We start from the raw sequence: 26,214 nt of genomic DNA on the forward strand, positions 1-26,214 counted from the left end.
ACAGGCTGAACGGCTGGATTGATGGCGCAGAGCGGTCGTTGTGAACCGTGGTTGGAAAGTCGTTTTCGGGCTCAATCGCGCCATTCGTTGCATGCGTCGACAACGACAGCAATGAGTCGGAACTGCACCCAGATGTCTTCGACGGATGGTAAGCCGCAATTCGCGCACCGGGGCTCGGCGCGCCGAATGATTACAGGCTGAGATGGAGCCAGCGCCTCGCGGGACTGGTCCCGTCCAATCCATTAAATCGGGACAATCGAGACATAGAGGAATTGAATCGGCTTGATTATCCGGCGAAATCGGTCTTCATTGTCCCGAATTCGAGAGCGAATGGGGGTGGTCCATGCTGCGTGACTTCAGCGATACGGTGGCGTTCGTAAAGGTCGTGCAGGAGGGCAGCTTCACCGGTGCTGCGCGGGCGCTGCGAACGCCGAAGACGCGGATCAGCCGCAAGGTTCAGGAACTGGAGGCGCGGTTAGGGGCCCAGCTTCTCCACCGGACAACACGCAGCCTGAAGCTCACCGAGGCTGGCGCGATCTACTTCCAGCGTTGCGAGGGCTTGGTCAAAGATATCGAAGATGCAGAAAGCGCTGTGGCCGAACTGCAGCAAAATCCCAAGGGCTGGCTCAGGATCACATCTCCACACTGGTTGTCGACGCGCATTCTGGCGCCGGTGCTCAGCGAATTCAGAAGGTTCTACCCGGATGTCTATCCGCAGTTGCTTCTGGCCCATGAGGTGCTGGATGTCGTTGCCAAGGAGATTGATATCGCGCTGCGTCTGTCGGAGGGGCCGTTGCCCGATTCCTCGCTCAGTGCTCGCCGGCTTGGCGACCTGCCAATGGGCATATATGCGGCTCCCGCTTATCTTGAAACGCACGGGAGCCCTTCGAGCCCGGCAGAGCTCGTCAATCATGCTTGCCTGCTGACACAGTTCTATTTCGACAAGCCGGTCCACGCCTGGCCGCTGACGCGCGAGGGGCGGCGCAACGAGTTTCCAGTACGCCCCGTTGCGGTGGCCAGCGATCCCGAAGGGTTGCACGGCTTTCTGCTGGCCGGTGAAGGTCTGCAGATGACCAGTGATCTCCGTGTCGGGTCGGACGTTGCCGCAGGACGTCTCGTCCGCGTGCTTCCCGAATGGTCCGGGCCGGCCCCCACGCTTTACGCGATGAGAGCCGGCGGACGTATCCAGCCGCCAAAGATCAGGGCGTTCCTCGACTTTCTGGTGCCGAGACTGAACCTCACTGAGATCCGCGACGAGAATCTGGCCGCTTCGCACTGATCGGCTCTGCGGCAGCGGCATGGTGGGGAGGGCTTCATGTTCCCGGTGGTTGCAATCAGTTGGTTGTCCGCGGCCCATTGAAGCCGGGACGATGGCGATCGGTGCCGGCCAGACATGAAACCGGCCCAACGGGCTCCGCTCCGTTGCGCCGCTATGGGTCGTTTTCAAGAGGCATAGTTGACGGGAACCCATTCGTAATTCGTCGCATCGCGGCGAACATGGCCGATGCCCGGGAAGGCAATGTGAGCGCCGGCCACCAGGTATTTGCCGTTGGCCGCATCCGCGAAGGCCGCCTCCCTGGCACAAATGGCCTCGGACTGATCCGTATCGAACTGGATCGCCACGTCCGGCTCGTCGAACTGAAGCACGTTTCCATGGGTAACGTCGCCCCAGAAAACGATCTTCGCGCCGGCGCTTTCCACAACGATCGAGCTGTGCCCCGGCGTGTGCCCGGCCCGCAGGATCGAGCCGATGCCCGGCAGGATGCTGGCATTATCGGCGAAGGTCCGAACCCTGCCGGCGTCGGCATAGGGCCCCAGACTCTCATGCGCCTCGACGAAATAGCTCAGCGGCACATTGGCCGGTCGGCTCTCCACGGGCGTCTCCATCCAGAAAGCATGCTCCCGTTTGTTGACGTGAACGGTCGCGTTGGCGAACACCGGCTTGCCTTTGATCGTCAGCCCGCCGGAATGGTCGGTGTGGATATGGGTCAGGATGATGTCGTCAATCTGGTCCGCTTTGTAGCCGGCCGCCTCGAGATTGGCGACGAGGTCGCCGAGCGCACCATCGAGATAGGCGCCCGTGCCGGCGTCGATCAGAACCAGCCTCTCCCCGGTGTTGACGAGGAAGGCGTTGACCGACGTATCTGTCGACGTGCCCATGAACGCCGCGGCCAGCGCTCTCCGCGCATCTTCGGCGTCGGTGTTTGTGTAAAGCTCCGGAAGAGGCAGCGGAATAGTTCCGTCCGAAAGCGCCGTCAGTTCGAAGCTCCCAAGCTTCATTCTGTAAAAGCCGGGAGCCTGGAAAGATTGCAAAGGTGCCTTCGCGAGGGCCGGGGTGAACCCGCCCGAAACGGTTCCCGCTGCGACGAGCGCCGCTGCGCTCTTGATGAGGCCTCTACGGGTTAGCATGGCAGTTCTCCGATGTTTGACGTTTCGTCCACAGTTTCCATGTTGATGGCCAACTGGTGTGAGCAGAAACCTAATCGGGATCGAATGATCGCAGTAGGCGCTAACAATGGACCGCATTGTCTCAAAAATAGATACAATGCGCATGCGTCTATTGCGTGGACCACGTCCGCCATCGGTGAACGTCAATGATACTGCATGCCATCGCGGCCCGCGCCACCGAACTCCTGCAGATAGTCCTCTACGGAGGCGGGCTGCTGCCAATGGTTCACCAGCCGAACATCGGGCGCGTCCAGTCCCATTCCGAAGGCCGTTTGTGCCGATGATGTGGTTCACTACGGGGCGGCTCTCTACGACAAGCTCCAGCGACATCGTGCGAAGTCAATTCGCTGCGGCAAAAGAGCAGCTTCAGGACAAGCCCCAGCGACCCTATCTGCTCCGGATGAGCCTGAGAATCCGCGTTAATCAGGTCATTGTGTGCTTCTTTACAATCATGATTGGCAGCGCTACCATCGGCTGCGTGACGCCCTCGGGAGGAGCCCATCGGGCGTCATTTGGATAGCGTATCGACATGCATTGCCGGACCGGCAACCGACTGCAGAACAACTGCAGCGGACAGTCGATGATTCCGACACCCATTCGATGCCGATCCGAACATGGCAACAAATGGGAGGATTCAATGTACAAGATATTGGTCGGCGGCCTTCTTGCCGCGGCTGCATTTACGCTTTCCCACTCCACGGCTCTTGCCCAACCGGAAATTGTCAGCGGGCCTGCGGCCGAGGCTGACTGCTTCGTGCCGTGGACGGCGGATACCAAGTTCTTCAAATTTCCGAAAAAAGACGGGCCTTATCGCATCGCGCTCGCCAATGGGTATATCGCCAACACCTGGCGCATTCAGATGATCCAGACGGCGAAAGCCTATGCCGCTCAGCCGGATGTCGCCGCCAAACTCAAGGAGTTCAAGGTCGTTTCCACCGGTGAGGACGTGCCGGCGCAGATTTCGGCGATCAACAACTTCATCGATTCCGGTTACGACGCCATCGTCGTCAATGCCCAGAATCCGACTGCATTCGGACCGGTCATCAAGCGCGCCAAGCAGGCCGGCGTCGTCCTGGTCGCCTTCGACAATATTCTGGATACGCAAGACGCAATCAACGTCAACGTCGACCAGAAGGGCCTTGGCGTGTTGTGGGCTAACTGGCTGGCAAAGCACCTGCCTGACGGCGGCAAAGTTCTCGAGGTGCGCGGGGTCGCCGGAACGTCAGTCGATACCGACCGCCACAACGGCATTCACGAAACCCTGGATGCCACCGGCAAGAAGTGGGATGTCGTCGAAGTGCTCGGCAAGTGGGACGACCCGACGGCACAGAAGGCCACCGCCGACGCGATAGCCGTGCACAAGAAGTTCGACGGCATCACCGCGCAGGGCGGCGATACCGGCGTCGTCCAGGCGATGATCGATGCCAAACATCCGTTCGTGCCTTTCGGTGGCGAAACGGAAAACGGCTTCCGCAAGTTCTGCGCCAAATATGCTGGTGAAGGCCTGAAATGCTCCTCGGCCGGCACCGGGCCTGCCCAGGTGGCGGTTGCCATCAAGACGGCGATCGCAGCACTTGAAGGACAGGTCGTGCCGCAGTCCATCAAGCTGCCGCTGGCAATCGTCGAAGACCCGAACTTCAAGGAGGGCCAGGACTTCTATCCGGATCAGTCGGACAATTTCTTCGTCGGCAACGCTTTTCCGACCTGCGGCATCAATTTCACCGCACAGGAGATCATGGGGCAGTCGAAGGAAAACCAATAGGCCGGGGTCCACCGGATCGCTTGAGCGGCGTGCCGCGGCTCTGCCCGCGGCGCGCGAGAAACACCTGCCCCGAGGACATTCATGACGGCACCAGAAAGACCGGCGGCAACCCCGCTCTTTGAGATGAGCGGTGTATCGAAGCGTTACGGCGGCGTGCATGCGTTGGAAAACGCCCAACTCACCGTGGAAGCCGGGAAAATCCACGCCATTCTCGGCGAGAACGGCGCGGGCAAATCCACGCTGATCAAGATCATGGCCGGCGTCGTCGCGCCGGATGAAGGCCGCATGCTGCTCGACGGGCATCCGGTGACCTTCCGCTCCCCGGCCGAGGCTTCCGCCGCCGGCGTCACCTGCGTATTTCAGGAACTCTCGCTGATCCCGGACCTCAGCGTTGCCGACAACATCTCTATCGCCGCTCCGCCGCGCCGTTTCGGCCTGATTGATCGAAAGGCGCAACGCGTCATCGCCGAGGAGATGCTCGCGCGGGCAGGCGCCAGCGACATTCATCCGCGCGAACTGGTCAAGGACCTGCCGCTCTCGCGCCGACAACTGGTGGAGATCGCCAAGGCGCTCGCCTGGAAACCGCGCATTCTCATTCTTGACGAAGGAACGTCGGCACTGACGGCAGCCGATGTCGCCAAGGTCTTCTCCGTTTTGCGGCGGCTGAGGTCCGAAGGGTTGGCACTCCTTTATATTTCTCATCGCATGCAGGAGATCTCCGAATTGGCGGATCAATGCACGGTCTTGCGCAACGGCCGGAATGTGGCGAGTTTCCCGGCAGGTACGCGCAGCGATGGCGAGATCGTCGAAATGATGATCGGTCGGGAGTACAGCCGCGCCTTTCCGCCGAAACCGGAGCGGGTTGCGAAGGATGAAGTCCGTCCGGTCCTCGAATGCCGCAAGCTCGGCTGGGCGGATACGCTGCGCGACATTTCGCTTACCGTCGGTCGCGGTGAAGTCGTGGGCCTTGGAGGCCTGGATGGTCAAGGGCAGCGCGAGCTGCTGCTTGCGCTCTTCGGCGTCCTGCGCGGGACCACAGGTTCCGTCCTTGTCGACGGCAAGGCGGTTACGCTCGCAAGCCCGGCAGCGGCAAAATCCGGACAGATCGGCATGGCGCTCATCCCCGAGGACCGGAAGACGGAAGGCTTGATGCTGCCGATGACGGTCCGGGAAAATCTATCCTTTGCGGTACTGGACCGGGTGTCCAGAGCGTGGGTGATAGATCAGGAAAAGGAAGAACGGCTGATCGAGGAGATGGTACAGCTACTGGCGATCAAGACGGCAGGTCTCGACATTCCGGTAGGAGCGCTCTCCGGCGGCAACCAACAGAAGGTCGTCATCGCCAAGTGGCTGATGCGCAAGCCGCGGATCATTCTGCTCAACGATCCGACACGTGGCATCGATGTCGGCACCAAGCAGGAGATCTATCAGTTGCTGCGGCGCTTGGCCGAAGCGGGAGCAGCCATTCTCTTTTATTCGACGGATTACGACGAGCTGATCGGCTGCTGCGATCGCGTTCTCGTCTTCTACAATGGCAGCATCAGACGCGAATTGAAGGGCGACGGCATCACCGAGCATGCGCTGGTGGCGAGCGCACTGAATGTCGGCAGCGAGAATGTGGGGAGCGCGGCATGAAGGAGTGGCGTTACCGGTTGGGCGAACGGCGCGGTACGCTGATGGCGGCCGGCATATTCCTCGTCATGTTTGCAATCTACGTCTCCAATCATCCCGCCGGACTGACGGCCAATGTCGTCCAGACCGCGGCGAACAAGGGCGTGCTGCTTGCCTTCGTCGCGATGGCTCAGACGCTGGTGGTGATCACCGCCGGCATCGACCTCTCGGTCGGCATGATCTTCATCCTGACCAATGCGCTGGCCTCCTGGCTCGTGCTCGGCTCGCCGCTTGAAACTGCTCTTGGCGTGATGGCCGTCCTGGCAACCGGTCTTGCCTGCGGCGCGCTGAACGGCCTGATCGTCATCTATGGACGGTTGCAGCCGATCGTTGCCACGATCGCCACCGGCGCTGTGTTCTTCGGCATAGCCCTCCTGCTGCGACCCTTTCCCGGCGGATCGGTCAACGAGGAATTGGCAGACGTCATGACCGGCAAGGTCTTCGACCTCTTGCCGGCCAGCCTTGTCGCTCTCATCGCCGTCGTTCTCGTCATATGGGTACCGTTCAGCCGCTCCCTGATCGGGCGGGCGGCCTATGCCTCCGGTTCATCGGAGATCGCGGCTTATATGTCCGGCCTGCCCATCCGCCGCGCGAAATTTACCGCCTATGCGCTCGCCGGTCTTCTTGCGTCGATTGGCGGGCTCTTCCTCACCTTCTTTACCTTCACCGGCGAGGCAGCCTTCGCGAGCGGCAATGCCTATACGCTGTTTTCAATCGCTTCGGTGGTGCTCGGAGGCGTATCCCTGTTCGGCGGCAAAGGCAGCGCGAGCGGCGCAATCTTCGGAGCCCTCGCCTTCCGGACCATCGGCGACCTGCTCTTCGTCTTCGATTTCGATCCGCTGTGGCAGCCGCTGTTCCAGGGTGTGGTGCTGCTCGTCGCGGTGAGCCTTGGCGCGTTCGCATTGTTCCGTGTGCGCAATCGCCTGGAATGGTTCGGATGAACAACCTAATGCGAGAATACTCAGTGACCCGGCTTTCCAAGTTAATTCGTCGGCTGGACCCGGCCATCGCTACCGCCTTCGCCTGCATTTTCCTGCTGCTCATCATCGGCAGTTTCTATTCGGCGAGTTTCCTGTCGCCGGAATATCTCCTGCAGCAGTTGAAGGTCGCATCCTTTCTTGGCGTCATCGCCACTGGCATGATGATCGTCGTGCTGCTCGGCCAGATCGATCTTTCCGTACCGTGGTCTGTCGCCGTCGGCGGAATGATGGCGTGCGCGGCTGCCGCTTACGGCCCACTCGGCGAGGCTCTGGCCATTCCCTTCGGCATTGCCTGCGGCATGGCGATCGGGCTCGCCAACGGGATCGGCGTCGCCTATTTGCGCATCCCCTCGATGATCATCACGCTGGCGACCAACGCCGTCGCGCAAGGACTGATGGTTGTCTATACTGGCGGCTTCTCGCCGCAGGATTCGGCAACATTTGCGATGCGCTATCTGGCAACCGGCTTCCTTCTCCCCGGGCTACCCAATGCCGTTCTCATCTGGGCGGTCGTCGGCGCCGCAACGGTCTTCGTGCTTAACCGCACGACATTCGGCCGGTCCGTCTATGGTATCGGCAACCGGGAGAGTGCCGCCTATCTTTCCGGTATCAATACCCGCCGGATCGTCATGATCGCCTTCATTGCCTCAGGGGCGCTGAGCGCCTTCGGCGGTGCCCTGCTTGCTGGCTATGCCTCGAAAGCGGCGCAGTCCATGGGCGATGCTTATCTCCTGCCCTCGATCGCCGCCGTCGTCCTCGGCGGAACCTCCATTCTCGGCGGCAAGGGCTCCTATCTCGGCACCGTTGCCGGCGTGATCCTGATTACGCTGCTGCAATCGATTCTCTCCGTCATGCAGATGCCGGAGGCAGGGCGGCAGATCATCTACGGCGTCGTCATCATCGCCATGCTTTTGCTTTACGGCCGCAGCCCGGCCAACCGGCAATAGCGCGCCTGCGCTACTGCAACGCCGAACCGCCGCGCGAGCCGCACGCTTGACGAATAAATCCGATTGGGTGTGAGTTCAGGCAGCGAATGCCCATAGGAAACACGATCAATGATCCTCTATATTCGTAAAATCATCCATGTTGCGTTAGCGAAATCTTGAATTGCAGCGAGCATCGTCCGCCCATCACAAGACGAACTAGTGCTGGACTTCATGACCATCTTTGGCCAATTTCGGCTTACGCGCATCACCTACGCCGTGCTGCTTCTGCTCATGTTCTGCTTCGATATTGCGAAGGACCCGATCGAGCGCCTGATTATGGCCGAACATGATCAGGCATCGCGTGAGTTAATGGCGCCACGCTCGACAGGCGGCACAGTGACCGCCGTCGGAGGCGAGGTCAGCGGCAAAAACATGCCGCTGATGTTCAAAGGGCAGGAAGAGTTGGTGAAGCAGATTGCAGCGTCCGGCCGCAAGCCAACGGCAGAGGATATGCAAAATCTAAGTGCTATGGCCGCCAAAGGGGCAACGCAGATGAGGTTGCGCGTCGGAGCGAGCGATGCCGAGACTGCCAAGCTCGTCTCCCGCCGTTCCTTCTTCGAAACGCTATACATGGTTGCCGGGATCGCGATGACAGCGATTACCATTGTAGGCCTGCTCTACATGGTATCGAGTAGGCTTCGCGACATCGGTTGGCCGCAATATCTGCTCTGGCTGCTGCTCGCGCCCGTCTTCTTACCGAGGTTTTTTGCAATTCCGTTGCCGACGCTTGCGACCCAGGGAATTACCTTTTTCTTCTATGGCGCGCTTCTCGTTCTTGCCTTCATTCCCGGTGAGGACTCCAGTCCACCCGCCCGTTATAAGCTGGCCCAGCCGACACCGGCCAAACGACGACCGGGTCAGTTCGGACGGCTTGGCACTCAATAGCTGTAGCGCCTCGTGCGGCCGAATCGGAACCTGGCCCTGCTAACCGACTGTGTCCGGTCGTTGACACGTCCACCAGAGGGTATGCCTCGGCCGTCAATTGTCACCTTTGACGACAGAAAACGATGAACGCCGCGTCATTTCGCAGGGATTACTCAGAACTCGTCCCGCCGAACCAGAACTTCTACCCGTTCAGCTCGGCCGGCGCTTCGCGCATTGGACGAGGCGTGGTGCGTCATCGACCCAGCCGAGATGATCGACAGCATCGTCTGGCTCCAGTCCGTTGACATCTTAGATCTCCCCACACACTCAGTTTGCGTAGTTGGACCACGGGTTTCAGTTCGGCGGCTTTTTATCCGCTGACGTTGTACTTGGTGTCTCTGTAGTGAGACCTTGATCCAAGTCATTCCAAACGCTTTCCAACCAGGTCGTAACGCCAACTGCTCATTCGTAGAATCGTGCAAGGCCCGCGGAGGAGCAGTCTACCGCACCAACGATCACATCGGCCAAATTCTCCTCGTGGCGGTGACCTCTCAGACCGCCAGAGCAATCAAAAGGAGAAAACGATGACGAAGACTTGGTTTATCACAGGCGCTGGTCGCGGTCTCGGTGTTGAAGTCGCGCGCTCAGCCTTAGCCGCCGGCGACAATGTCGTAGCCACTGCGCGCAGCGCTGACAGCGTCAAAAAGGCGCTCGGCGGAAGCGACCGCCTGCTGGCTCTCGCACTCGACGTTACGGATCGGGAGGCTCCGAAAGAAGCCGTCGCGACCGCAGTTGAGCGCTTCGGACGCATTGACGTCCTGGTCAACAATGCAGGCTACGGTCACCTTGGTATCTTCGAGGAGGCCTCCGAGGAAGACATCGAAACGCAGTTCCAGACGAACGTCTTCGGCCTGATGCGCGTCACCCGCGCGGTGCTGCCGGTCATGCGCCGGCAGAAGTCCGGGCATATCATCAATCTGAGCTCGATTGGCGGTAAGGTCGCATTCGACCTCTGCACGCTCTACGGCACGTCGAAGTTCGCCGTCGAAGGGTTCAGCGTCAACCTGACGAAGGATGTCGCCTCGTTCGGCATCAACGTCACGGTCGTGTCGCCGGGTTACTTCAGAACCGACTTCCTCGATCCGAGCTCGGTGCGATTCGCAGGTAACCGGATCTCCGACTACGACGAAGTGCGTGGCGCAGTCGAGGCCGCCTACAAGGATCACAGCCACCAGCAGCTCGGTGACCCTCAAAAGTTCGGCCCCGCGATTGTCGCGATGGCATCCGCGGCGAAGCCGCCGATGCACTTCCTGGTCGGCTCGGACGCCGTTCAGTTTGCCCGCGACGAGATCGCCGCACGCAGCGCCGAAATGGACCAGTGGGAAAAGCTTTCGGCTTCGACCGACCATCAGGAAGCCGCCGCCTGACCCACAACGCGGCTGGCTGCCCTGCCGGCCGCTTTCATCGGAGAATCAGAACCAAGGAATCATCCATGGCAAACGTAGATATCGATCGTGTATTCGCCCTTCACCAGGCGAACGTCTGGAAAATGAAGACAAGCACCGCCGCAGAGCGCAGGGCGCGCATCATGCGCCTTCGGGATAGACTGTTGGCGGCCGGAGAAGAGGTAGCCGAAGCGGTCTACAAGGATATGGGACGCCCGAAAGTCGAAATGCCTTTCGACGTCCAGAATTCCATCGACACCGCTAACGAGGCGATCGAGCATCTGGACGAATGGATGGCACCTGCACCGGTCCGGCCGAATATCCAGGATCCTTCGGTGAAGGCCTTTGTGCATTACGAGGCTCGTGGCACGGTGCTGATCCTCGGCCCCTGGAATTTCCCGCTCCACCTGTGCGTGGAACCGCTGATCAGCGCACTGGCAGCCGGCAATAGCGCGGTGATCAAGCCCGCCAGCATGGCGCCGGCCACGAGTGCCGTTCTCGCCAAGATCGTGCAGGACGTGTTCGACGAATCCGAAGTCGCGGTGTTCGAAGGAAGCTCTGATGTCGCAAACGCATTGCTGGAAAAGCCCTTCGACCATGTCTTCTTCACGGGCAGCCCGAAAGTTGGCAAGATCATCATGGCGGCCGCGGCCAAGAACCTCACCTCGGTCACGCTTGAACTCGGCGGGAAGAACCCCGCCATCATCGACGAGACCGCCGATCTGGACGAGGCGGCTTCCGGCATCGTCACCAGCCGCGTTATGAACAACGGCCAGACGTGCCTGTCGATTGACTACGTTCTGGTTCCAGAATCCAGGAAGAAGGACCTCATCGACAAGATGTCTTCAGTCATCAAGGACCTGACCTATACCGACGGTAAGTTCGACAGCGCCAAGACGGGCAGGTTTATCGATGACCGGAACTTCGAACGCGTCAAGGGCTATGTCGACGATGCCGTCGAGCGCGGCGCGACGATCGCCTTCGGTGGCTCTTCAAGCCCGAACGAACTGACCATGGAGCCGACGATCCTCACCGAGGTCCCCGCGGATGCGGAGATCATGCAGGACGAAATCTTCGGCCCTGTCACGGTCGTGTTGCCGTACAGCACGGTCGACGACGCCCTGGCGACGATCCAGCGTCACGGCAAACCGCTCGGATCGCTCGTATTCTCCACGGATGAAGCCTTTGTCGAGAACTTCATCCAGAACACCACCTCCGGCGGGGTTTCAGTGAACTCGTGGGCCGGGCATTATTTTGATGGCAGTCTTCCATTCGGCGGCGTCAATGGAAGCGGTATCGGGTCCTATCACTCGATCTACGGCTTCAAGGCATTCTCTCACGAGCGCGCTGTCTGGCAGCGTGGCGTCACGAAAGTCGCAGCGTAGCCTCTTCCGGTCGTAAGCGCCAAGCAGGACACAAACCAAGCGAGCCCGGACCTAGGTCCGGGCTCGCTTGGTTTAGCGTGCTGAATGTCAGCGACGGGCGTCGAGGCTGTACCGCCCCGCACCGAACGCGACGACCTGCAGCAGGCCACCGGCCATTGCGATGTTCTTGAAGAAGTGGATGAACTGGTTCAGGTCGCTCAGGTCGCTATGGAACGTGAGCGCTGTGGCAACGCTGAACAGAGCGAGGATCAGGGCAACGATTCGGGTCTGGAAGCCGAGGATGAGGGCGATGCTGCCGGCGATCTCGGTCACGACTGCTGCGCCGTAGGCCAAAGGCGGGAAGGGCAGGCCGACCATATTGATGTAGCCGATCGTTCCAGCCGGGTCCGAAATCTTGCTGATGGCGGACAGGAGGAAGATTGCGGCGAGAAGAACGCGGCCGGCGAGGGGCATGATGCCGTTGACGAGGGCCGACTGGGAAAGAGTTTCAGCGCGCTGAGCGATTGCATCGGAATAAGACATGGACGTTTCTCCTAAGGTTGGGGCGTAGCCACCGTGGCTGCGTCGTGAGGAGAAATTGCCATTATGCGATCAAACGAAAAAGCTGGATAATTTCGCTGATTATCGTCTATAAATTCGAATGGTCAGGACAAAGAAAAACCCGCGCCTGTGAGACGCGGGTCCGACTGGAGGTCCGTGGAATTTAGATCACGGAGAGAAGGCCTCCGTCTACAAGGAGCGCTGTTCCGGATACTGGAGAGATCCGAACCCAGAAATGCCACGGCATCACCGACTTCCGAAGGCTTGCCAAGACGACGCAGAGGCGTTCGCTGCCGGAACCCCTCAGACGCCTGGGCAATACCAGGGCTCGTGCGAAGGAGCTCCGTGTCGATCGTGCCGGGCGCGACCGCATTCACACGGATGCCGGCAGGGCCGAGCGCGTCGGCGAGCGATTTCGCCATCACCACCACACCGCCCTTGCTGGTCGAATAGGCGACGGTGATGCCGGCACCAGAGATGCCACCCATGCTCGCCATCAGGACGATGCTACCCAGTTTGTCGAAAGCCTTCATCTGCCTTGCCGCGGCCTGCGCCCCAAACAGCGATCCGTCCAGATTGACCGACATGAGACGGCGATAGTCCTCTTCAGGAACCTCTGGGCCGTCGGTCTTCAAGGTGATGCCAGCGTTGGCGACCATCACGTCGACGCCACCGAACTGTTCGGTCGTAGCGACCAGCGCATCATTATCGGCCTTGCGACTGACATCAGCTTTTACGAAAATAGCTTGCACTCCGAGCTTACGAATCTCCGAAACGGTTGGCTCACCGCCTTCTCGCGGCGCTTCTACGACATCAGAGGCGATGATGGCCTTGGCACCATGTTCGGCGGCCCGGATGGCGATCGCACGGCCAATGCCGCTCGATGCCCCTGTTACGATGACGACTTTGCCATCGAGGATATTACTGTTGGTCATGACGGTTGTCCTTGGACTTCAGGGATTTTCGGCGCCGAAGGAGGCAGGGCGTCGAGTTGCTGCAGAAGATAGTAGAGGTTGGCGACACCCCAGTGTTCCACGATCTGACCGTTGCGGATGCGCATGGCATCGACGGTTTCGAACTTGATCTTGCGGCCCGTAGGCTCGATCCCGAGAACCACGCCCTGGTGGGTGCCATGATAGGTCTTGAAGGTCGTGACGATATCGCCGTCGACCGCCTGCCAGTGAATATCGGCACGGAAGTCCGGAAAGGCCTCGCGCAGGGCATGATAAAGGCGGCGCGCGCCTTCTTTATCCGGCGTCCCGCCTGGTTGCGGCGTGTGGTCCAGGAAGTCGTCGGCGAACAGTTCGTCGAACAGCTCGAAATTGCCGCCGGACTGCACTTCGAGTGTGTTGCGGCGGACGACTGCTTTATATGCTTCGTTCTGATCTGACATGAGATGATCCTTTCGAGGTTTTGGCGTCAGAGTTCGAATCCACCGATCGTCATGCCGCCGTCGACGGTCAGCATGTGTCCGGTGACATAGGAGGCGGCGTCGGACGCGAGCCATATTGCGGCTGCCGCGATTTCTTCCGGCTTGCCGCCGCGTTTGGCGGGAATGGCAGTTTGTACAAGCGCCGCAAAACCGGGGTTCTGCTCACTGTTCGCCACGACCATCGGTGTTTCCGTCCAGCCGGGGGCGATCGCGTTGACCCGGATGCGATGGGCTGCATTTTCCATCGCCACGACGCGGGTGAGGCCTTGGACGCCGTGTTTGGAGGCGGCGTAGGCGCTCATGCCTCCAGGTCCAGTCAAAGCGGCGACGGAGGCGGTGTTCACGATCGAACCGCCACCACTGCGCTTGATAAGTGGGATCTGGTACTTCATCCCGAGAAACACGCTCTGGAGGTTGACGGCTATCACCCGCTGGAAATCTTCAAGCGGATAGTCTTCGATCCGCTTCGCAGGCCCTGTTATGCCGGCATTGTTGAAAGCCGCGTCAAGGCGGCCGGACATAGAGCCGATCTGCTCGATCCAATCCTCGATCTGAAGCTCGCTCGAGACGTCGAGCTGAATTGTAAACGCTCGCCCTTCTTCAGAGCGAATGAGGTCCGCGGTCTCCGCGAGACCTTCCGCATCTCGATCGGCGAGATGGACTGTTGCTCCCTCACGGACGAGCCCGAGAGAAATCGCCCGACCAATCCCGGAACCTGCGCCCGTGACTGCGACGACCTTGTTTGAGAATAGCGGGGGCATGACTCCTCCTTGCCGGCCGATCGCAATCGGCTGGTCTGGTTGGATGTTAGTTGTTGTAGAAGGGTTTGGACGGGATTAACCGCGGGCCGCGGCAAGCGCTGCGGCGGTGCGGGCAACAATTTCGCCTTGGTGAAAGGGGCCGGCGAGGTCGATCTCCGTAGGCTGGCGCGATCCGTCTCCTCCTGCCACCGTCGTTGCACCATAGGGAGCGCCGCCGACGATTTCATCCACGCTCATCTGGCCCTGATGGCTATAGGGCAGGCCGACGATGATAATGCCGAAGTGCATGAGGTTGGTGATGATCGAAAACAGGGTTGTTTCCTGGCCGCCATGCTGGGTGCCGGTCGACGCGAACGCTGCGCCCACCTTGCCGTTGAGAGCTCCGCGGGCCCACAGGCCACCGGCCTGGTCGAGGAAGGCGGCCATCTGCGACGACATCCGCCCGAAGCGGGTGCCGGTACCGACGATGATCGCGTCGTAATCCGCCAGTTCCGCCGCTGTCGCAATCGGCGCTTCCTGGTTAAGCTTGAAGTGGGCCTTATCGGCGAGCTCGAGCGGTACGGTTTCCGGGACGCGCTTGATCGTAACCTCAGCGCCGGCGCTTCGAGCGCCTTCCGCGATCGACCCTGCCATCGTTTCGATGTGGCCATAGGAGGAGTAGTAGAGGACGAGAACCTTGGTCATGTGCTTTGCTCCGTCGGGTGGTAGATTTCGATGGAGCCAAGATGCCGCGTCCGATCATTTCGGAATAGCCGAATAAAATGATCTGTTATGTTCAATAAAATCGAATATCTGGCGAAGCGGTGACGCCTGAAACTTGCGTAGAATCAGGCAAGGATGCAGGACTGGCGATATACCGCCCGATCATGGCCGGGAGGCAAAATCCTCGGGAATTTGGCCATCCGTGCACATCAACGATGGCTCCATGAGCCGTTGGAACGGCAGGGCGTTTGAAAATGACAATCCTCAAAGAGATCGCCGAGTCAATAGAAGCGAGCACGGGCGTAGACGGCAGCTTTTCGACGTCTATGGAGCGTGTATTTCTTCTCCGGTCGTCCCAACCGACCGGCCCGATATACACGGTCTACGAGCCGAGCATTTGCTTCGTGGCGCAGGGCCGTAAGCTGGTCGAAAGTGGTTGCTATCGCCTGATCTATGGCGCGGGCGCGGCTCTCGCCGTCGCGTCGCCGCTTCCGGTTACAGGACAGGTGATAGAGGCTAGCAGGAATGCTCCTTTCCTGGGCGTCCGGATCGAACTGGATCTTGACCTTCTGCGTGGCTTCCATTCCCTCACTCCGCGCAAAGCACGCCGAAATCACGCCGCAAGCGGCCTGACCACCTTCCGACCCTCTCAAAGGCTGGAAAATACAATTCACCGGCTTCTGAGGCTTCTCGATAATCCAGAGGAGATGAAGGTGCTCGGGCCGCTGGCAGAGTTGGAAATCCTCTATCACATGGCGACCAATAGCTCGCCAGCTCTCGGGCAGTTGGCCGTGCCCGATACCGCGACAGCCAGAACAGCCTGGGCGGCGCACTATCTTCGCGTTCACTGGCGCGAGGCAGAGGCGTTGAGTACCGTTTCCGAGCGTTTGCAGATGACCGAGCGGAGCCTCAAGACGAATTTTGTCGCGCTGACGGGCCATGAGCCCGCAGGTTACCAGAAACATCTTCGACTACAGGAAGCAAGACGCCTCCTTTCGCTTGGTGCTCCCCTTCTAGCGGCTGCTGCATCTACCGGCTTCGCAAACGCCAGAACGTTCCAGGCCGAGTACGAGGCCACCTTCCACGCGAGCCCGGCGGAGGATGCAGCTCGCCTGCGCCAACTTTTCCCCGCTGAGCTGGAGGAATAAGAAAAGGCGGCGCAAAGGCGCCGCCGTTCAAGCCATTTGGCTGAACTCAACGTTCCGTCGAAGCACCATTCCGGCATGATAGAGAACGTCATCCACAAAGTCGCCAGCTGCCGTGAAGCCGGTGTCGTCGACATAGTCGATATGGTTGCCGGTCACGACGTAACTCCCCTGATAGGCACTCTTCCGTTTTCCGCGAGCCTCGTCGTATCGGCCGTTTGGAAGCAATTCGTGGCGGATGTAGCCGTCCTCGGTTACCCACATACCGACGTAAGGGTGGGGCTGCTGGGTCATGGTGTTCTCCGTTTCATTTCGTAAGGCTGTGGAAAGGGCCGGTCCGACTGCCAAAAGAATAATGGCACCTCCGATGATTGAGGATGCCAGTAATGCCTGTCGTTCAAGGCGCTGCATGAGCAGGCTCCGTCGTCATCGTGAGGTGGCGCAAATCAAGCGGCCCATCGACAAGCGAAGGAATGGCCGCAACGAATTCCTTCATGTGCGGCATCTCGAAATGTGCATCGAGATCAGCCTTGCTGCGCCAGTTCTCATAAACGAACCACATGTCCGGATCGTCGATCGAGCGGTGAACGTCATAGTTAATGCAGCCGGGTTCGTTTCGGCTGGGCGTGGCGAGCTTGTTCAGCCAAGCGCCGAGCAGATCGCCCTTACCAGCTTGAGCCCGAATGAACGCAATATTCGTAAGCTTTGTCATCGTTGAACTCCTCTTCCTTGGCGGATCAGCGTTTCCAAGCTGTCCATGCCATGAGGATGGCTCAAAGCGCGACGGTTGAGGTATCAAGGAGGTCCGGCGGTATTGCCCATTCCTACGAAGGTGAGATCGCAAGGCAAACCGCCGGCTCCTGAAGCAATCTGAGCCTACTGCCAGGTTGTCGCTGGCATCGACTTCATCTTCTCTATGTCCTTCTTAGGCGGCAAGCCGAACATTCGCGCATATTCGCGCGAGAATTGCGAGGGGCTTTCGTATCCCACATTGAATCCAGCGGTCGCCGCATCCAATGCCTGGGCGATCATGAGCCAGCGCGCCTCCTGAAGCCGGATTTGCTTCTGATATTGGAGAGGGCTCATCGCGGTGACTGTTTTGAAGTGCTGGTGGAACGACGATACGCTCATATTCACTTGAGCCGCTATCTCTTCGATCTTTAGAGCCTTGTCGAAGTTTTTCTTGATGATAGAAATAGCTTTGTTGATCTGGCTGAGTTTGCTTTCCGCCATGGCGATCTGCCGAAGCCGATCCCCTTGTTCACCCAACAGAAGCCTGTACAGAATTTCGCGCTCTGCAAGGGGAGCGAGGACGGCACGATCGCTCTCACGTCCGCTTTCCAGCAACTCGGCAAACCTGACGACCGCGTCAAGCAGTTGCGTGGGTACGTCGCTGACTGCGATCCCACGCTGTGGCTCTTCGTTGCGCAGGCCGCCAGGCACCGCGGCACTGATGACGTCAGCGATTGCGGCCGGCTCCAGATCGAGCCTCAGACAAAGGTAAGGCTTGTCAGGCGATGCATCCAGTATCTGCCCTGAGATCGGCAGATCGACGCTGACGATCAGAAACTTTGACGGCTCGTACAGGTAGGAATGATCGGCAAGCGTTGTCTGCTTTCGGCCCTGCGCGACGAAACAGACCGCCGGCTTGTGAAGGATCGGTATAGCCTCCGTCGGCGTCACCGAACGCAGGATGTGAAGCCGAGGCACCTCAGTCTCTGTGACACCATCGTGCCGGGAATTTTCGTTGAGGATGCGCGCGAGACGTTCGATCATTTTTTGGTCCTTAAAATTTCTTTAGCGCATGACGATAGCCGCCAAGGGGGCGGCTATCGACTGAACTCTTACTCCAATTGCCAGGAGTCGTGGCGCCATCGCGACGTGGTGCAAGCTGAAAGTTTGCCAGCTCTCCTTCGTCCCTTCATGCGCCAGAACTGAAAAAAGCGTGATCAATATGCAGACTACTATCTGTGCCGATCAAGCCTTCAAAAGATTGAGGGCGACGAGGGGGCGACCGAACTGCTGGACTGGGCCAGACGCAGCCAGGGTTCCAAGGTCGGTCGGAGCGAAACCAAGCAAAGCAGCAAGGTGCTAGACGATCTGGTTTGCATCAGGGTTATTGCCTGAAAGAAATAAAACCCTCTTGCCACCCTCTGCTTGAGGGTTAGCGGCCAACACGGCTGCTGGCAGGGTGTTAAAGGCTTTGACAAGCCGTGCACCCGGAAAGAGGTCTGCAACGATTTCCGAAGAGAGCCGGCCGCCGAGATCACGCGGTTTGAAAGCAGGGAAGTCAATCGCATTCGTGGCGTCGACGACGGTGCGGCCATCCCAGGCTTCCTTCCTCTTGGCGACATCGGGAACGGCGTCATAGGGCACAGCCAGGATGAGGACGTCGGACTGCAGAGCCTGATCGAGTTCCACCGCCTTCACCGTGCTTCCGAACTCTTCGGTAACCGACTGAAGCGAAGCAGGACCGCGCGTGTTGGCGATAACAGCTTCGATGCCCGCAGCATGGAAACGTTCGGCAAGTGCGGAGCCGATCGCCCCTGAGCCGATGATTGCATAAGTAGTCATTGTAGTTCTCCTTGATCTGATGGGGTTTCAGTTGAAGTTGTCGGGGAGGGGAATGAACTCGTCGTCGCCCGGTACGCCGGGAAATTGCCGTTGGCGCCACAGCTTGCCCGCATGGCGAATGCGGTCTTGATCCGTGGCCACGAAATTCCAGCGGATGAACCGCTTCTCCGGAAGAGGCTCTCCTCCGAACGCAAGAAACCGGGTTGGCTCTGTTGCCTTCACCACGATCTCGGCGTCGGGCTTGAACACGATGAGGCGATCCGGGCCGTAGGTGCCGTCCTGGCCAACGATCTCGATGGCGCCGTTGACGACGAAGATCGCGCGCTCAGTGTGCTCGCCGTCAATCCTGTAGCGAGCCCCAGCCTCGAGTTGAATCTCTGCTGAAAAGAGATCTGAAAAGGTCGTGGCAGGTGAGCGCCGGCCGTGCAGGGTGCCCGCGAGAAGCTTCATGTTGATGCCCTCGCCGTTGACCGTCGGCAGTTCGCCGGCGCCAAGGTGCTGAAAGAGGGGTGCTGTGTCCTCGACCTGTTTCGGAAGGGCGATCCAGCTCTGCAGACCCGTGAGCTCGCCACCGTACTTGCGGATGTGCTCCGGCGTGCGCTCGGAGTGGACAATGCCGGAGCCGGCGACCATCAGATTGACCTCGCCAGGGCTGATCGACTGCACGTAGCTCTCGCTGTCACGATGCAGAAGTTCACCTTCGAGAAGATAGGTGAGGGTCGACAGACCGATATGCGGGTGAGGGCGGGTATCGATACCGTCGCCAGCGCCGAAGCGTACCGGACCGAAGCTGTCAAGGAATATGAACGGCCCGACCATTTGACGCATTGCCGCCGGCAGTGCCCGGCGAACGGAAAAGCCGCCGAGGTCTCGGGTCGAGGGCAGGATGACCTGCTCAATGTCAGCGTTCGACAAGTAAGACATTGTCCGCTCCGGCGGTTGAATTCGATGAGCTGAAGGTAAGGCCCCTAGACGTTTCGGAAAACTCAGATAATTTCGGCTGGAACGATCGAGGAATTCGAAATGTCAGACCCAGGCCAGCCGACGCTAGATCAGCTAAAAGTCTTCATTACTGTTGTCGAAACGGGGAGTTTCGCGGCCGCATCCCGCAAATTGAACCGAGCAACATCGGTGATCAGCTACACGATCGCCAATCTGGAAGCGCAATTGGGGGTTACGCTCTTTGATCGATTGTCGACAAAGAAACCTCAACTGACTTTGGAGGGCAGAACGGTCCTTGCTGAGGCTAAGAGCGTTGCGCATGGCATCGACAATCTCCGCGCCAAGGTAAAGAGCATGCTCCGGGGCGTGGAGCCGGAGGTTCACCTGGCACTCGACGTCATGCTGCCGGCTGCGCGCGTAATGGATGCGCTGAAGGCGTTTCGAAGGGAGTTTCCCAGCGTGTCGCTGCGACTGTATGTCGAAGCCTTGGGCGCAGTGACCCAACTTGTTTTAAACCGCACCGCGGCGATCGGTGTTAGCGGGCCGCTCGATGTCGAAATAGTTGGTCTCGAGCGCATCGGCGTAGGATTCGTGAAGCTCATACCTGTCGCGTCGCCAGAGCATCCGCTGGCCGGGGGCTCGCATCCACCTGGGGCGGCGCGCGGACACATCCAGCTTGTGCTGACGGACAGATCACCTCTCACACAGGGGCACGAGTTTGCAGTAGTTGGCAATCATACTTGGCGGCTCGCCGACCTGGGCGCCAAGCACATGCTGCTCAAGGAAGGCATCGGTTGGGGCAATATGCCCGAACCGATGGTGCGCGACGACATCGAGGCCGGGAGGCTCGTGCAGCTCGATCTTCCGGACTGCAAGGGTGGCCCCTACAGGCTTCAGGCGGTCTATCGAACTGATACGCCCCCTGGTCCAGCTGGCCGCTTTCTGATCGATCACTTCCAAAGCCAGGATGTTGAGGACCCAATCGCAATAGGCTGACTCTCAGGGGCTGTGTAACATCAACCTACCCGCTCGATCGCCAGGAGGCGATTGCTATTAGATGAACTCGAATGTCTGCGGACGGTGAGTCGGGAATTAGCCCAGTCACCCGGTCATCTCCAAACTGATCGATGCGGCGAACACCAGGCAATTGATTGGGGACCGAGAAGCACATCGTGAACCCCTTGCGCGTAGCCCCTGAAGCTGACGACGAAGTCCGGGCAGGTGGACTGATTGCACCGCCAGTCGGAGGAACTCTCTTGTTCAGGAGGTACTGTGTCCGCTTCCATCTTCGAGCCTTTTGAAGGAAAAGATGACCCAGTCGATCTTGTTTTGTTCCGCTTGCCATTTCCAGGCACCGGGGCGCCTGGAGAAAGATATGTTGATTAGCCCGTCCTAATGTGACCAATGTGACGCGGCACATGTCGATCAGTATCCGTCAGGAACGGTGGGGAGGGCGAGATCCTTTTCTGGCTTCTCCCGGCCGCCGAAACCGCCGGGAAAATTCTCATTCAGCGTTCTAGATCGCTGATTTAATGACATTTCAGTGGCGCAGTGACAAACCTAGTGGCGCCGCACCGCACACTGAAGGACCGCAAGCCTGCTCAGCTGCACCCGCTCGTCGCACCACACGTGTCGCACTTCTCGCAGGTGCCGTTCCGCACCATCGTGAAGTTCTGGCACTCCGAGCACATGTTGCCGGTGTAACCCTGCATGATCGAGCGCTGGCGGCGTTCGGCTTCCATCTTCTTGGCTTCCGTCTTGGCCGTTGCAGCGTCCGCTGCGGCCTTGTCGGAGAAGAGGGCGGTCGCGTCGCTAGCGATTTCCTCGAGCACCTCTTCGGCGATCTCCTCCGCCAATTCCTTGGCGCGCTCCTCATAATCGCGCTTGAAGGCGACGATTTCGGAGGCGGAGACGGCGGCCGTCGGCTCCAGCTTGCGGGCGGCGCTGCCGGCAAAGGCGGTTACCGTACCGGTGGAAGCGGCGCGGGCAGGGGCTGCGGTGGCAGCTCCCTTGGGTTCGCCGACCTGGCGTTCGCCGCCGGTGCCGGGTACCAAGGTCGGCTTGTAGCCGCGGGTCCAGCCGGTGGAGAGCAGGTTGGTCTTGCCTTCCTGGATGCCCTTGCCGAGCGCGGTGTTCGAGAAGTCTGATGTATCGACATGCGCGAGGTCGTGGCGGCCGAGATAGGAGACGGCCAGCTCGCGGAAGACGTAGTCGAGGATCGACGTGGCGTTCTTGATCGCGTCATTGCCTATGACCATGCCGGCCGGCTCGAACTTGGTGAAGGTGAAGGCCTCGACATATTCCTCGAGCGGCACGCCATATTGCAGGCCGAGCGAGATGGCGATGGCGAAATTGTTCATCATCGCACGGAAGGCGGCACCTTCCTTGTGCATGTCGATGAAGATCTCGCCGAGGCGGCCGTCGCCGAATTCGCCGGTTCTGAGATAGACCTTGTGCCCGCCGACGGTGGCCTTCTGGGTATAGCCCTGGCGGCGGTTCGGCAGCTTCTCCCGTTCGCGCGAAACACGCTCGATCACCCGTTCGATGATCTTTTCGGTGACGGTAACGGCCTGGGCGGCGATCGGCGCCTGCAACAGCTCCTCCAGCGCATCCTCGTCGTTTTCGTCCTCGATCAGCGATGCATTGAGCGGCTGCGACAGCTTCGAGCCATCACGGTAGAGTGCGTTGGCCTTCAGGCCGAGCTTCCAGGACAGCATGTAGGCGTTCTTGCAATCCTCAACGGTCGCCTCGTTCGGCATGTTGATCGTCTTGGAGATCGCGCCGGAGATGAAGGGCTGGGCAGCCGCCATCATGCGGATATGGCTTTCCACCGAGAGGTAGCGCTTGCCGATCTTGCCGCAGGGATTGGCGCAATCGAAGACCGGCAGATGCTCGGCCTTCAGGAAGGGGGCGCCTTCCAGCGTCATCGCACCGCAGACATGGATATTGGCGGCTTCGATGTCCTTCTTCGAGAAGCCGATATGGTCGAGCAGGCTGAAGCTCATATCGGCGAGCTGTTCGTCCGAAACCTTCAGCACGCCCTTCAGGAAGTCGGCGCCGAGCGTCCACTGGTTGAAGACGAACTTGATGTCGAAGGCGCTCTTCAGAGCGGCGTTGACGGCCTCTACCTTCTCATCGGTGAAGCCCTTGGCCTTCAGCGTCGACGGATTGATTGCCGGCGCCTGGTTCAGGTTGCCGTGACCGACAGCGTAGGCTTCGATCTCGGCGATCTGGCTTTCGGAATAGCCGAGCGTGCGCAGCGCTTCCGGCACGGCGCGGTTGATGATCTTGAAATAGCCGCCGCCGGCGAGCTTCTTGAACTTGACCAGGGCGAAGTCGGGCTCGATGCCTGTCGTGTCGCAATCCATGACAAGGCCGATCGTGCCTGTGGGCGCGATGACAGAGACCTGCGCATTGCGGTAGCCATGCCTTTCGCCGAGCTCGAGAGCCTTGTCCCAGGCCGATTTGGCATGGGCGGCGAGATCCTGGTCCGGGTTTTCCGAATGGATCAGCGCGACCGGATCGATCGACAGCGCCTCATAGCCGGAGGTTTCGCCATAGGCGGCGCGGCGATGGTTGCGGATGACCCGCAGCATGCTCTCGCCGTTCGGCGCGAAGTTCGGGAACGGGCCGAGCTCGCCAGCCATTTCAGCCGAGGTCGCATAGCAGATGCCGGTCATGATCGCCGTCAGCGAACCGGCGATGGCGCGGGCTTCCGCGGAGTCGTAGGGAATGCCCGACGACATCAGGAGACCGCCAATATTGGCGTAGCCGAGGCCGAGCGTGCGGTATTCGTAGGAGAGCTCGGCAATGCGCTTCGACGGGAACTGCGCCATCATGACCGAGATTTCGAGCACGACGGTCCACAGGCGAACCGCATGTTCGTAGTCGCCGATATTGATGCGCTTGGTGGCCTTGTCCTTGAACTGCAGCAGGTTCAGCGAGGCGAGGTTGCAGGCAGTGTCATCGAGGAACATATATTCCGAGCACGGGTTCGAGCCGCGGATTGGGCCGCCGGCCGGCGAAGTGTGCCAGTCGTTCATCGTCGTGTTGAAGTGGATGCCCGGATCGGCCGAAGCCCAGGCGGCATAGGAGATCGTTTCCCAGAGGTCGCGCGCCTTCAGCGTCTTCATGACCTTGCCGTCCTTGCGGGCGGTCAGATTCCATTCTCCGTCATTCTCGACGGCGCGCAGGAAGTCGTCCTTGATCGAGACGGAGTTGTTGGAATTCTGGCCCGATACCGTGAGGTAGGCTTCCGAATCCCAATCCGTGTCGTAGGTCTTGAATTGGAGATCCTTGTAGCCCTGGCGGGCGAACTGGATGACGCGCTGGACATAGTTCTCCGGAACCTGGTCCTTCTTGGCGGCGCGGATCTCGCGCTTCAGGGCAGGGTTCTTGGCCGGATCGAAGCAATCACCGTTGTCGCCTTCGCAATTGAAGCAGGCCTTCATGATCGCCTTCAGATGCTTGGCGACGATCTTGGAGCCGGTGACGAGAGCTGCAACCTTCTGCTCTTCCTTGACCTTCCAGTTGATGTATTCCTCGATATCGGGATGATCGATGTCGACGACCACCATCTTGGCGGCGCGGCGCGTCGTGCCGCCCGACTTGATTGCGCCGGCGGCGCGGTCGCCGATCTTCAGGAAGCTCATCAGGCCGGAGGAGCGGCCGCCGCCGGAAAGCTTCTCGCCTTCGCCGCGCAGCATGGAGAAGTTGGAGCCGGTGCCGGAGCCGTATTTGAAGAGACGGGCTTCACGCACCCAGAGGTCCATGATGCCGCCTTCGTTGACGAGATCGTCCTCGACCGACTGGATGAAGCAGGCATGCGGCTGCGGATGTTCGTAGGCCGACTTCGACTTGGTCAGTTTCCCGGTGAAGGGATCGACGTAGAAATGGCCCTGGCCGGGGCCGTCGATGCCATAGGCCCAGTGCAGGCCGGTGTTGAACCACTGCGGCGAGTTCGGGGCGACGCGCTGGGTGGCGAGCATATAGGCAAGCTCGTCCTTGAAGGCGGCCGCATCTTCTTCCGAAGAGAAATAGCCGCCCTTCCAGCCCCAATAGGTCCAGGTGCCGGCGAGACGGTCGAAGACCTGGCGCGCATCGACTTCAGAACCGGTCTGCTCCTCCTTGGGAAGGGTCTTCAGCGCGGCCTCGTCGGGAATGGAACGCCACAGGAAGGAGGGAACGTCGTTTTCCTCGACCTTCTTCAGACGGGTGGGAACTCCGGCCTTGCGGAAATATTTCTGTGCCAGAACGTCGGTCGCGACCTGCGAGAACTGCGCGGGAACATCGATATTCTCCAGGCGAAAAACAATCGACCCATCAGGGTTCTTGATCTCGCTCGTCGCCTTGCGGAATTCGATATCCGCATAGGCGCCTTGGCCGGCCTTCGTGAAACGACGTTCGATGCGCATAGTCTTGACCTCGCGTTGGCGCCCGTCCCCAGGGCGCAAATTTCCTATCCGGCGGCACATTGTCCTCGTGCAGCCAGTCTCGTTTCCGTATCGTGACAGGGGTGTCATCCGGAGATGTCCTTCCTGTATCTTGTGGTGATGGTGGCTGCAAACACTAAATATAGTATTAACAGCTTATTATCGCCAGCCCCGATGTCACTTTTTTTGGAGGCAGAAAACCGCGCAGAAATCCCCTCGGGCCTGGGCCGGTTCCGGCACCACAGCCTGATTCTGCGTCTTGTTTTTCAAAGGGAACCGGGCTCTCGACCTCCGGTCCTGTCGCCGCCGCAACATCAGGAACAGTAAAGTTGGAAACCGTTGATTCCGTCAAGGGCTGGTTTTTAATTGAATGGTAACCACAACATCTTGTGGATGTGCCTGTGGAGATTGGGGAAAGCCGGGGAACGCTGAAAATACAATGACTTGCGAGCGCTCCCGGCTAAGGAAAATGCCGCAGCGGCAAAAAACTATCCTGCGGCAAATCTTGTGATGGCATTTCGGGCGCAAATGCGCATGCCGATTCGCTGAGGAAACGAGCGCGCTCAAAGTGCGCAGAAGAGCGGCGCACTCCGGTAGCGGCGATCAGCGCGCGCCCTTGGCGATCGGTTCCTGGTAGGTGAAGCCCATGTCCCAAGGGAAGTAGATCCAGGTATCCTGGCTCACCTCGGTGATGAAGGTGTCAACGGTCGGCACGCCCTTTGGTTTCGCGTAGACGCAGGCAAAATGCGCCTTCGGCAGCATCGTGCGCACCTGAGCGGCGGTCTTGCCGGTATCCGTCAGATCGTCGACGACCAGCACACCTTCGCCGCCGTTTTCGGCAAGCTCTGGCGCAATTCCCTTGAGCAGCACCATGTCGCCTTGGTTCACATAGTCATGATAGGAGGCGATGCACACGGTCTCGATCAGCCGGATGTTCAGTTCACGGGAGATGATCGCGGCCGGCACCAGGCCGCCGCGGGTGATGCAGACGATCGCCTTGAAGGTCTGATCGAGGCCGGCAAGCCGCCAGGCAAGGGCGCGCGCATCGCGGTGGAACTGATCCCAGGAAACGGGAAATGCTTTATCGGGAAGGGACATCGGGCTGCTCCACGGCATTGATAGAGACGACACGCCGTTTACCGGCG

General features: G+C 59.8%; 22 protein-coding genes and 2 pseudogenes. 10 read left to right on the forward strand and 14 right to left on the reverse strand.

Annotated features, from left to right (window positions below; all coding sequences use genetic code 11):
* The first annotated feature begins 343 nt into the window (after positions 1–343).
* Entirely contained in the window at positions 344–1,279 is a 936-nt protein-coding gene (locus tag J2J98_RS08805) for a LysR family transcriptional regulator (protein ID WP_207602868.1), read from the forward strand.
* A gap of 164 nt (positions 1,280–1,443) precedes the next feature.
* Here J2J98_RS08805 and J2J98_RS08810 read toward each other — a convergent pair whose 3' ends face one another.
* Entirely contained in the window at positions 1,444–2,409 is a 966-nt protein-coding gene (locus J2J98_RS08810; protein ID WP_207602869.1) for an MBL fold metallo-hydrolase, read from the reverse strand.
* A gap of 676 nt (positions 2,410–3,085) precedes the next feature.
* On the opposite strand from J2J98_RS08810, the gene J2J98_RS08815 reads away from it, so the two are divergent.
* The 5 genes from J2J98_RS08815 to J2J98_RS08835 all read left to right on the forward strand — a co-directional run bounded on the left by J2J98_RS08815 (position 3,086) and on the right by J2J98_RS08835 (position 8,732).
* Positions 3,086–4,210 carry a sugar ABC transporter substrate-binding protein gene (locus J2J98_RS08815; RefSeq protein ID WP_207602870.1) on the forward strand — a complete coding sequence of 375 codons (1,125 nt, stop codon included), beginning with the start codon at positions 3,086–3,088 and terminating at the stop codon, positions 4,208–4,210.
* An 81-nt stretch (positions 4,211–4,291) separates the two neighbouring features.
* Positions 4,292–5,845, forward strand: coding sequence for a sugar ABC transporter ATP-binding protein (locus J2J98_RS08820; RefSeq protein WP_138396781.1), 1,554 nt, complete (start codon positions 4,292–4,294; stop codon positions 5,843–5,845).
* Entirely contained in the window at positions 5,842–6,822 is a 981-nt protein-coding gene (locus J2J98_RS08825) for an ABC transporter permease (protein ID WP_138396780.1), read from the forward strand. The genes J2J98_RS08820 and J2J98_RS08825 overlap by 4 nt, the downstream gene beginning before the upstream one ends.
* A complete protein-coding gene (locus J2J98_RS08830; protein WP_207602871.1) occupies positions 6,819–7,808 on the forward strand; it encodes an ABC transporter permease in 990 nt (329 codons plus the stop codon). Before J2J98_RS08825 ends, J2J98_RS08830 begins: the two co-directional genes overlap by 4 nt.
* Before the next feature lie 198 nt (positions 7,809–8,006).
* Positions 8,007–8,732: a hypothetical protein gene (locus tag J2J98_RS08835; protein WP_207602872.1), complete on the forward strand. Its 726-nt coding sequence runs from the start codon at positions 8,007–8,009 to the stop codon at positions 8,730–8,732.
* Between the two features lie 152 nt (positions 8,733–8,884).
* On the opposite strand, the gene J2J98_RS30670 is transcribed toward J2J98_RS08835, so the two are convergent.
* Entirely contained in the window at positions 8,885–9,019 is a 135-nt protein-coding gene (locus J2J98_RS30670) for a hypothetical protein (protein WP_259663773.1), read from the reverse strand.
* Positions 9,020–9,295: 276 nt separating this feature from the next.
* Between J2J98_RS30670 and J2J98_RS08840 the strand changes: the two genes are divergently transcribed.
* The gene (locus tag J2J98_RS08840; RefSeq protein ID WP_207602873.1) at positions 9,296–10,138 is read left to right on the forward strand and encodes an oxidoreductase; all 843 of its coding nucleotides are present in this window, start codon (positions 9,296–9,298) and stop codon (positions 10,136–10,138) included.
* A 65-nt stretch (positions 10,139–10,203) separates the two neighbouring features.
* Positions 10,204–11,541: an aldehyde dehydrogenase family protein gene (locus tag J2J98_RS08845; protein ID WP_207602874.1), complete on the forward strand. Its 1,338-nt coding sequence runs from the start codon at positions 10,204–10,206 to the stop codon at positions 11,539–11,541.
* 87 nt (positions 11,542–11,628) lie between these two features.
* Here the strand turns inward: J2J98_RS08845 and J2J98_RS08850 are convergent, their stop codons facing one another.
* The 5 genes and pseudogenes from J2J98_RS08850 to wrbA form a co-directional block, all read right to left on the reverse strand.
* On the reverse strand, positions 11,629–12,063 hold the full coding sequence (locus J2J98_RS08850) for a DoxX family protein (protein ID WP_207602875.1): 435 nt from the start codon (positions 12,061–12,063) through the stop codon (positions 11,629–11,631).
* A gap of 181 nt (positions 12,064–12,244) precedes the next feature.
* Positions 12,245–13,016, reverse strand: a pseudogene (locus J2J98_RS08855) (SDR family oxidoreductase).
* Positions 13,013–13,474 carry an ester cyclase gene (locus tag J2J98_RS08860; RefSeq protein ID WP_207602876.1) on the reverse strand — a complete coding sequence of 154 codons (462 nt, stop codon included), beginning with the start codon at positions 13,472–13,474 and terminating at the stop codon, positions 13,013–13,015. Before J2J98_RS08860 ends, J2J98_RS08855 begins: the two are co-directional and overlap by 4 nt.
* A gap of 26 nt (positions 13,475–13,500) precedes the next feature.
* The gene (locus tag J2J98_RS08865; protein ID WP_207602877.1) at positions 13,501–14,274 is read right to left on the reverse strand and encodes an SDR family NAD(P)-dependent oxidoreductase; all 774 of its coding nucleotides are present in this window, start codon (positions 14,272–14,274) and stop codon (positions 13,501–13,503) included.
* A gap of 75 nt (positions 14,275–14,349) precedes the next feature.
* Complete coding sequence (gene wrbA / locus J2J98_RS08870; protein ID WP_207602878.1) at positions 14,350–14,958, reverse strand: NAD(P)H:quinone oxidoreductase; 609 nt, start codon at positions 14,956–14,958, stop codon at positions 14,350–14,352.
* A 272-nt stretch (positions 14,959–15,230) separates the two neighbouring features.
* Here wrbA and J2J98_RS08875 point away from each other — a divergent pair, with 272 nt between their 5' ends.
* Complete coding sequence (locus tag J2J98_RS08875; RefSeq protein WP_207602879.1) at positions 15,231–16,124, forward strand: AraC family transcriptional regulator; 894 nt, start codon at positions 15,231–15,233, stop codon at positions 16,122–16,124.
* Positions 16,125–16,151: 27 nt separating this feature from the next.
* On the opposite strand, the gene J2J98_RS08880 is transcribed toward J2J98_RS08875, so the two are convergent.
* From J2J98_RS08880 to J2J98_RS08900, 5 genes and pseudogenes are all read right to left on the reverse strand, one after another.
* The gene (locus tag J2J98_RS08880) at positions 16,152–16,415 is read right to left on the reverse strand and encodes an Atu4866 domain-containing protein (protein ID WP_207603106.1); all 264 of its coding nucleotides are present in this window, start codon (positions 16,413–16,415) and stop codon (positions 16,152–16,154) included.
* Between the two features lie 103 nt (positions 16,416–16,518).
* Positions 16,519–16,833, reverse strand: coding sequence for a putative quinol monooxygenase (locus J2J98_RS08885; RefSeq protein ID WP_207602880.1), 315 nt, complete (start codon positions 16,831–16,833; stop codon positions 16,519–16,521).
* Between the two features lie 164 nt (positions 16,834–16,997).
* Positions 16,998–17,897, reverse strand: coding sequence for an AraC family transcriptional regulator (locus tag J2J98_RS08890; protein ID WP_207602881.1), 900 nt, complete (start codon positions 17,895–17,897; stop codon positions 16,998–17,000).
* A gap of 201 nt (positions 17,898–18,098) precedes the next feature.
* Positions 18,099–18,716: pseudogene (locus tag J2J98_RS08895) on the reverse strand (NADPH-dependent F420 reductase).
* Between the two features lie 6 nt (positions 18,717–18,722).
* On the reverse strand, positions 18,723–19,619 hold the full coding sequence (locus J2J98_RS08900) for a pirin family protein (protein ID WP_207602882.1): 897 nt from the start codon (positions 19,617–19,619) through the stop codon (positions 18,723–18,725).
* Between the two features lie 99 nt (positions 19,620–19,718).
* On the opposite strand from J2J98_RS08900, the gene J2J98_RS08905 reads away from it, so the two are divergent.
* Positions 19,719–20,633, forward strand: coding sequence for a LysR family transcriptional regulator (locus J2J98_RS08905; RefSeq protein ID WP_207602883.1), 915 nt, complete (start codon positions 19,719–19,721; stop codon positions 20,631–20,633).
* A 605-nt stretch (positions 20,634–21,238) separates the two neighbouring features.
* Here J2J98_RS08905 and J2J98_RS08910 read toward each other — a convergent pair.
* Complete coding sequence (locus J2J98_RS08910) at positions 21,239–25,051, reverse strand: vitamin B12-dependent ribonucleotide reductase (RefSeq protein ID WP_207602884.1); 3,813 nt, start codon at positions 25,049–25,051, stop codon at positions 21,239–21,241.
* A gap of 621 nt (positions 25,052–25,672) precedes the next feature.
* On the reverse strand, positions 25,673–26,167 hold the full coding sequence (gene gpt / locus J2J98_RS08915) for a xanthine phosphoribosyltransferase (protein ID WP_010025058.1): 495 nt from the start codon (positions 26,165–26,167) through the stop codon (positions 25,673–25,675).
* Between the last annotated feature and the right edge of the window lie 47 nt (positions 26,168–26,214).

Source organism: Rhizobium bangladeshense, assembly GCF_017357245.1.
Classification (GTDB): Bacteria; Pseudomonadota; Alphaproteobacteria; order Rhizobiales; family Rhizobiaceae; genus Rhizobium; species Rhizobium bangladeshense.

What these genes read in the sequence shown, in the direction of transcription:
- J2J98_RS08805 (WP_207602868.1), top strand. Translation starts at nt 344, where the DNA reads ATGCTGCGTGACTTCAGCGATACGGTGGCGTTCGTAAAGGTCGTGCAG.
- J2J98_RS08810 (WP_207602869.1), bottom strand. Translation starts at nt 2,409, where the DNA reads ATGCTAACCCGTAGAGGCCTCATCAAGAGCGCAGCGGCGCTCGTCGCA.
- J2J98_RS08815 (WP_207602870.1), top strand. Translation starts at nt 3,086, where the DNA reads ATGTACAAGATATTGGTCGGCGGCCTTCTTGCCGCGGCTGCATTTACG.
- J2J98_RS08820 (WP_138396781.1), top strand. Translation starts at nt 4,292, where the DNA reads ATGACGGCACCAGAAAGACCGGCGGCAACCCCGCTCTTTGAGATGAGC.
- J2J98_RS08825 (WP_138396780.1), top strand. Translation starts at nt 5,842, where the DNA reads ATGAAGGAGTGGCGTTACCGGTTGGGCGAACGGCGCGGTACGCTGATG.
- J2J98_RS08830 (WP_207602871.1), top strand. Translation starts at nt 6,819, where the DNA reads ATGAACAACCTAATGCGAGAATACTCAGTGACCCGGCTTTCCAAGTTA.
- J2J98_RS30670 (WP_259663773.1), bottom strand. Translation starts at nt 9,019, where the DNA reads ATGTCAACGGACTGGAGCCAGACGATGCTGTCGATCATCTCGGCTGGG.
- J2J98_RS08840 (WP_207602873.1), top strand. Translation starts at nt 9,296, where the DNA reads ATGACGAAGACTTGGTTTATCACAGGCGCTGGTCGCGGTCTCGGTGTT.
- J2J98_RS08845 (WP_207602874.1), top strand. Translation starts at nt 10,204, where the DNA reads ATGGCAAACGTAGATATCGATCGTGTATTCGCCCTTCACCAGGCGAAC.
- J2J98_RS08850 (WP_207602875.1), bottom strand. Translation starts at nt 12,063, where the DNA reads ATGTCTTATTCCGATGCAATCGCTCAGCGCGCTGAAACTCTTTCCCAG.
- J2J98_RS08860 (WP_207602876.1), bottom strand. Translation starts at nt 13,474, where the DNA reads ATGTCAGATCAGAACGAAGCATATAAAGCAGTCGTCCGCCGCAACACA.
- J2J98_RS08865 (WP_207602877.1), bottom strand. Translation starts at nt 14,274, where the DNA reads ATGCCCCCGCTATTCTCAAACAAGGTCGTCGCAGTCACGGGCGCAGGT.
- wrbA (WP_207602878.1), bottom strand. Translation starts at nt 14,958, where the DNA reads ATGACCAAGGTTCTCGTCCTCTACTACTCCTCCTATGGCCACATCGAA.
- J2J98_RS08875 (WP_207602879.1), top strand. Translation starts at nt 15,231, where the DNA reads ATGACAATCCTCAAAGAGATCGCCGAGTCAATAGAAGCGAGCACGGGC.
- J2J98_RS08880 (WP_207603106.1), bottom strand. Translation starts at nt 16,415, where the DNA reads ATGACCCAGCAGCCCCACCCTTACGTCGGTATGTGGGTAACCGAGGAC.
- J2J98_RS08885 (WP_207602880.1), bottom strand. Translation starts at nt 16,833, where the DNA reads ATGACAAAGCTTACGAATATTGCGTTCATTCGGGCTCAAGCTGGTAAG.
- J2J98_RS08890 (WP_207602881.1), bottom strand. Translation starts at nt 17,897, where the DNA reads ATGATCGAACGTCTCGCGCGCATCCTCAACGAAAATTCCCGGCACGAT.
- J2J98_RS08900 (WP_207602882.1), bottom strand. Translation starts at nt 19,619, where the DNA reads ATGTCTTACTTGTCGAACGCTGACATTGAGCAGGTCATCCTGCCCTCG.
- J2J98_RS08905 (WP_207602883.1), top strand. Translation starts at nt 19,719, where the DNA reads ATGTCAGACCCAGGCCAGCCGACGCTAGATCAGCTAAAAGTCTTCATT.
- J2J98_RS08910 (WP_207602884.1), bottom strand. Translation starts at nt 25,051, where the DNA reads ATGCGCATCGAACGTCGTTTCACGAAGGCCGGCCAAGGCGCCTATGCG.
- gpt (WP_010025058.1), bottom strand. Translation starts at nt 26,167, where the DNA reads ATGTCCCTTCCCGATAAAGCATTTCCCGTTTCCTGGGATCAGTTCCAC.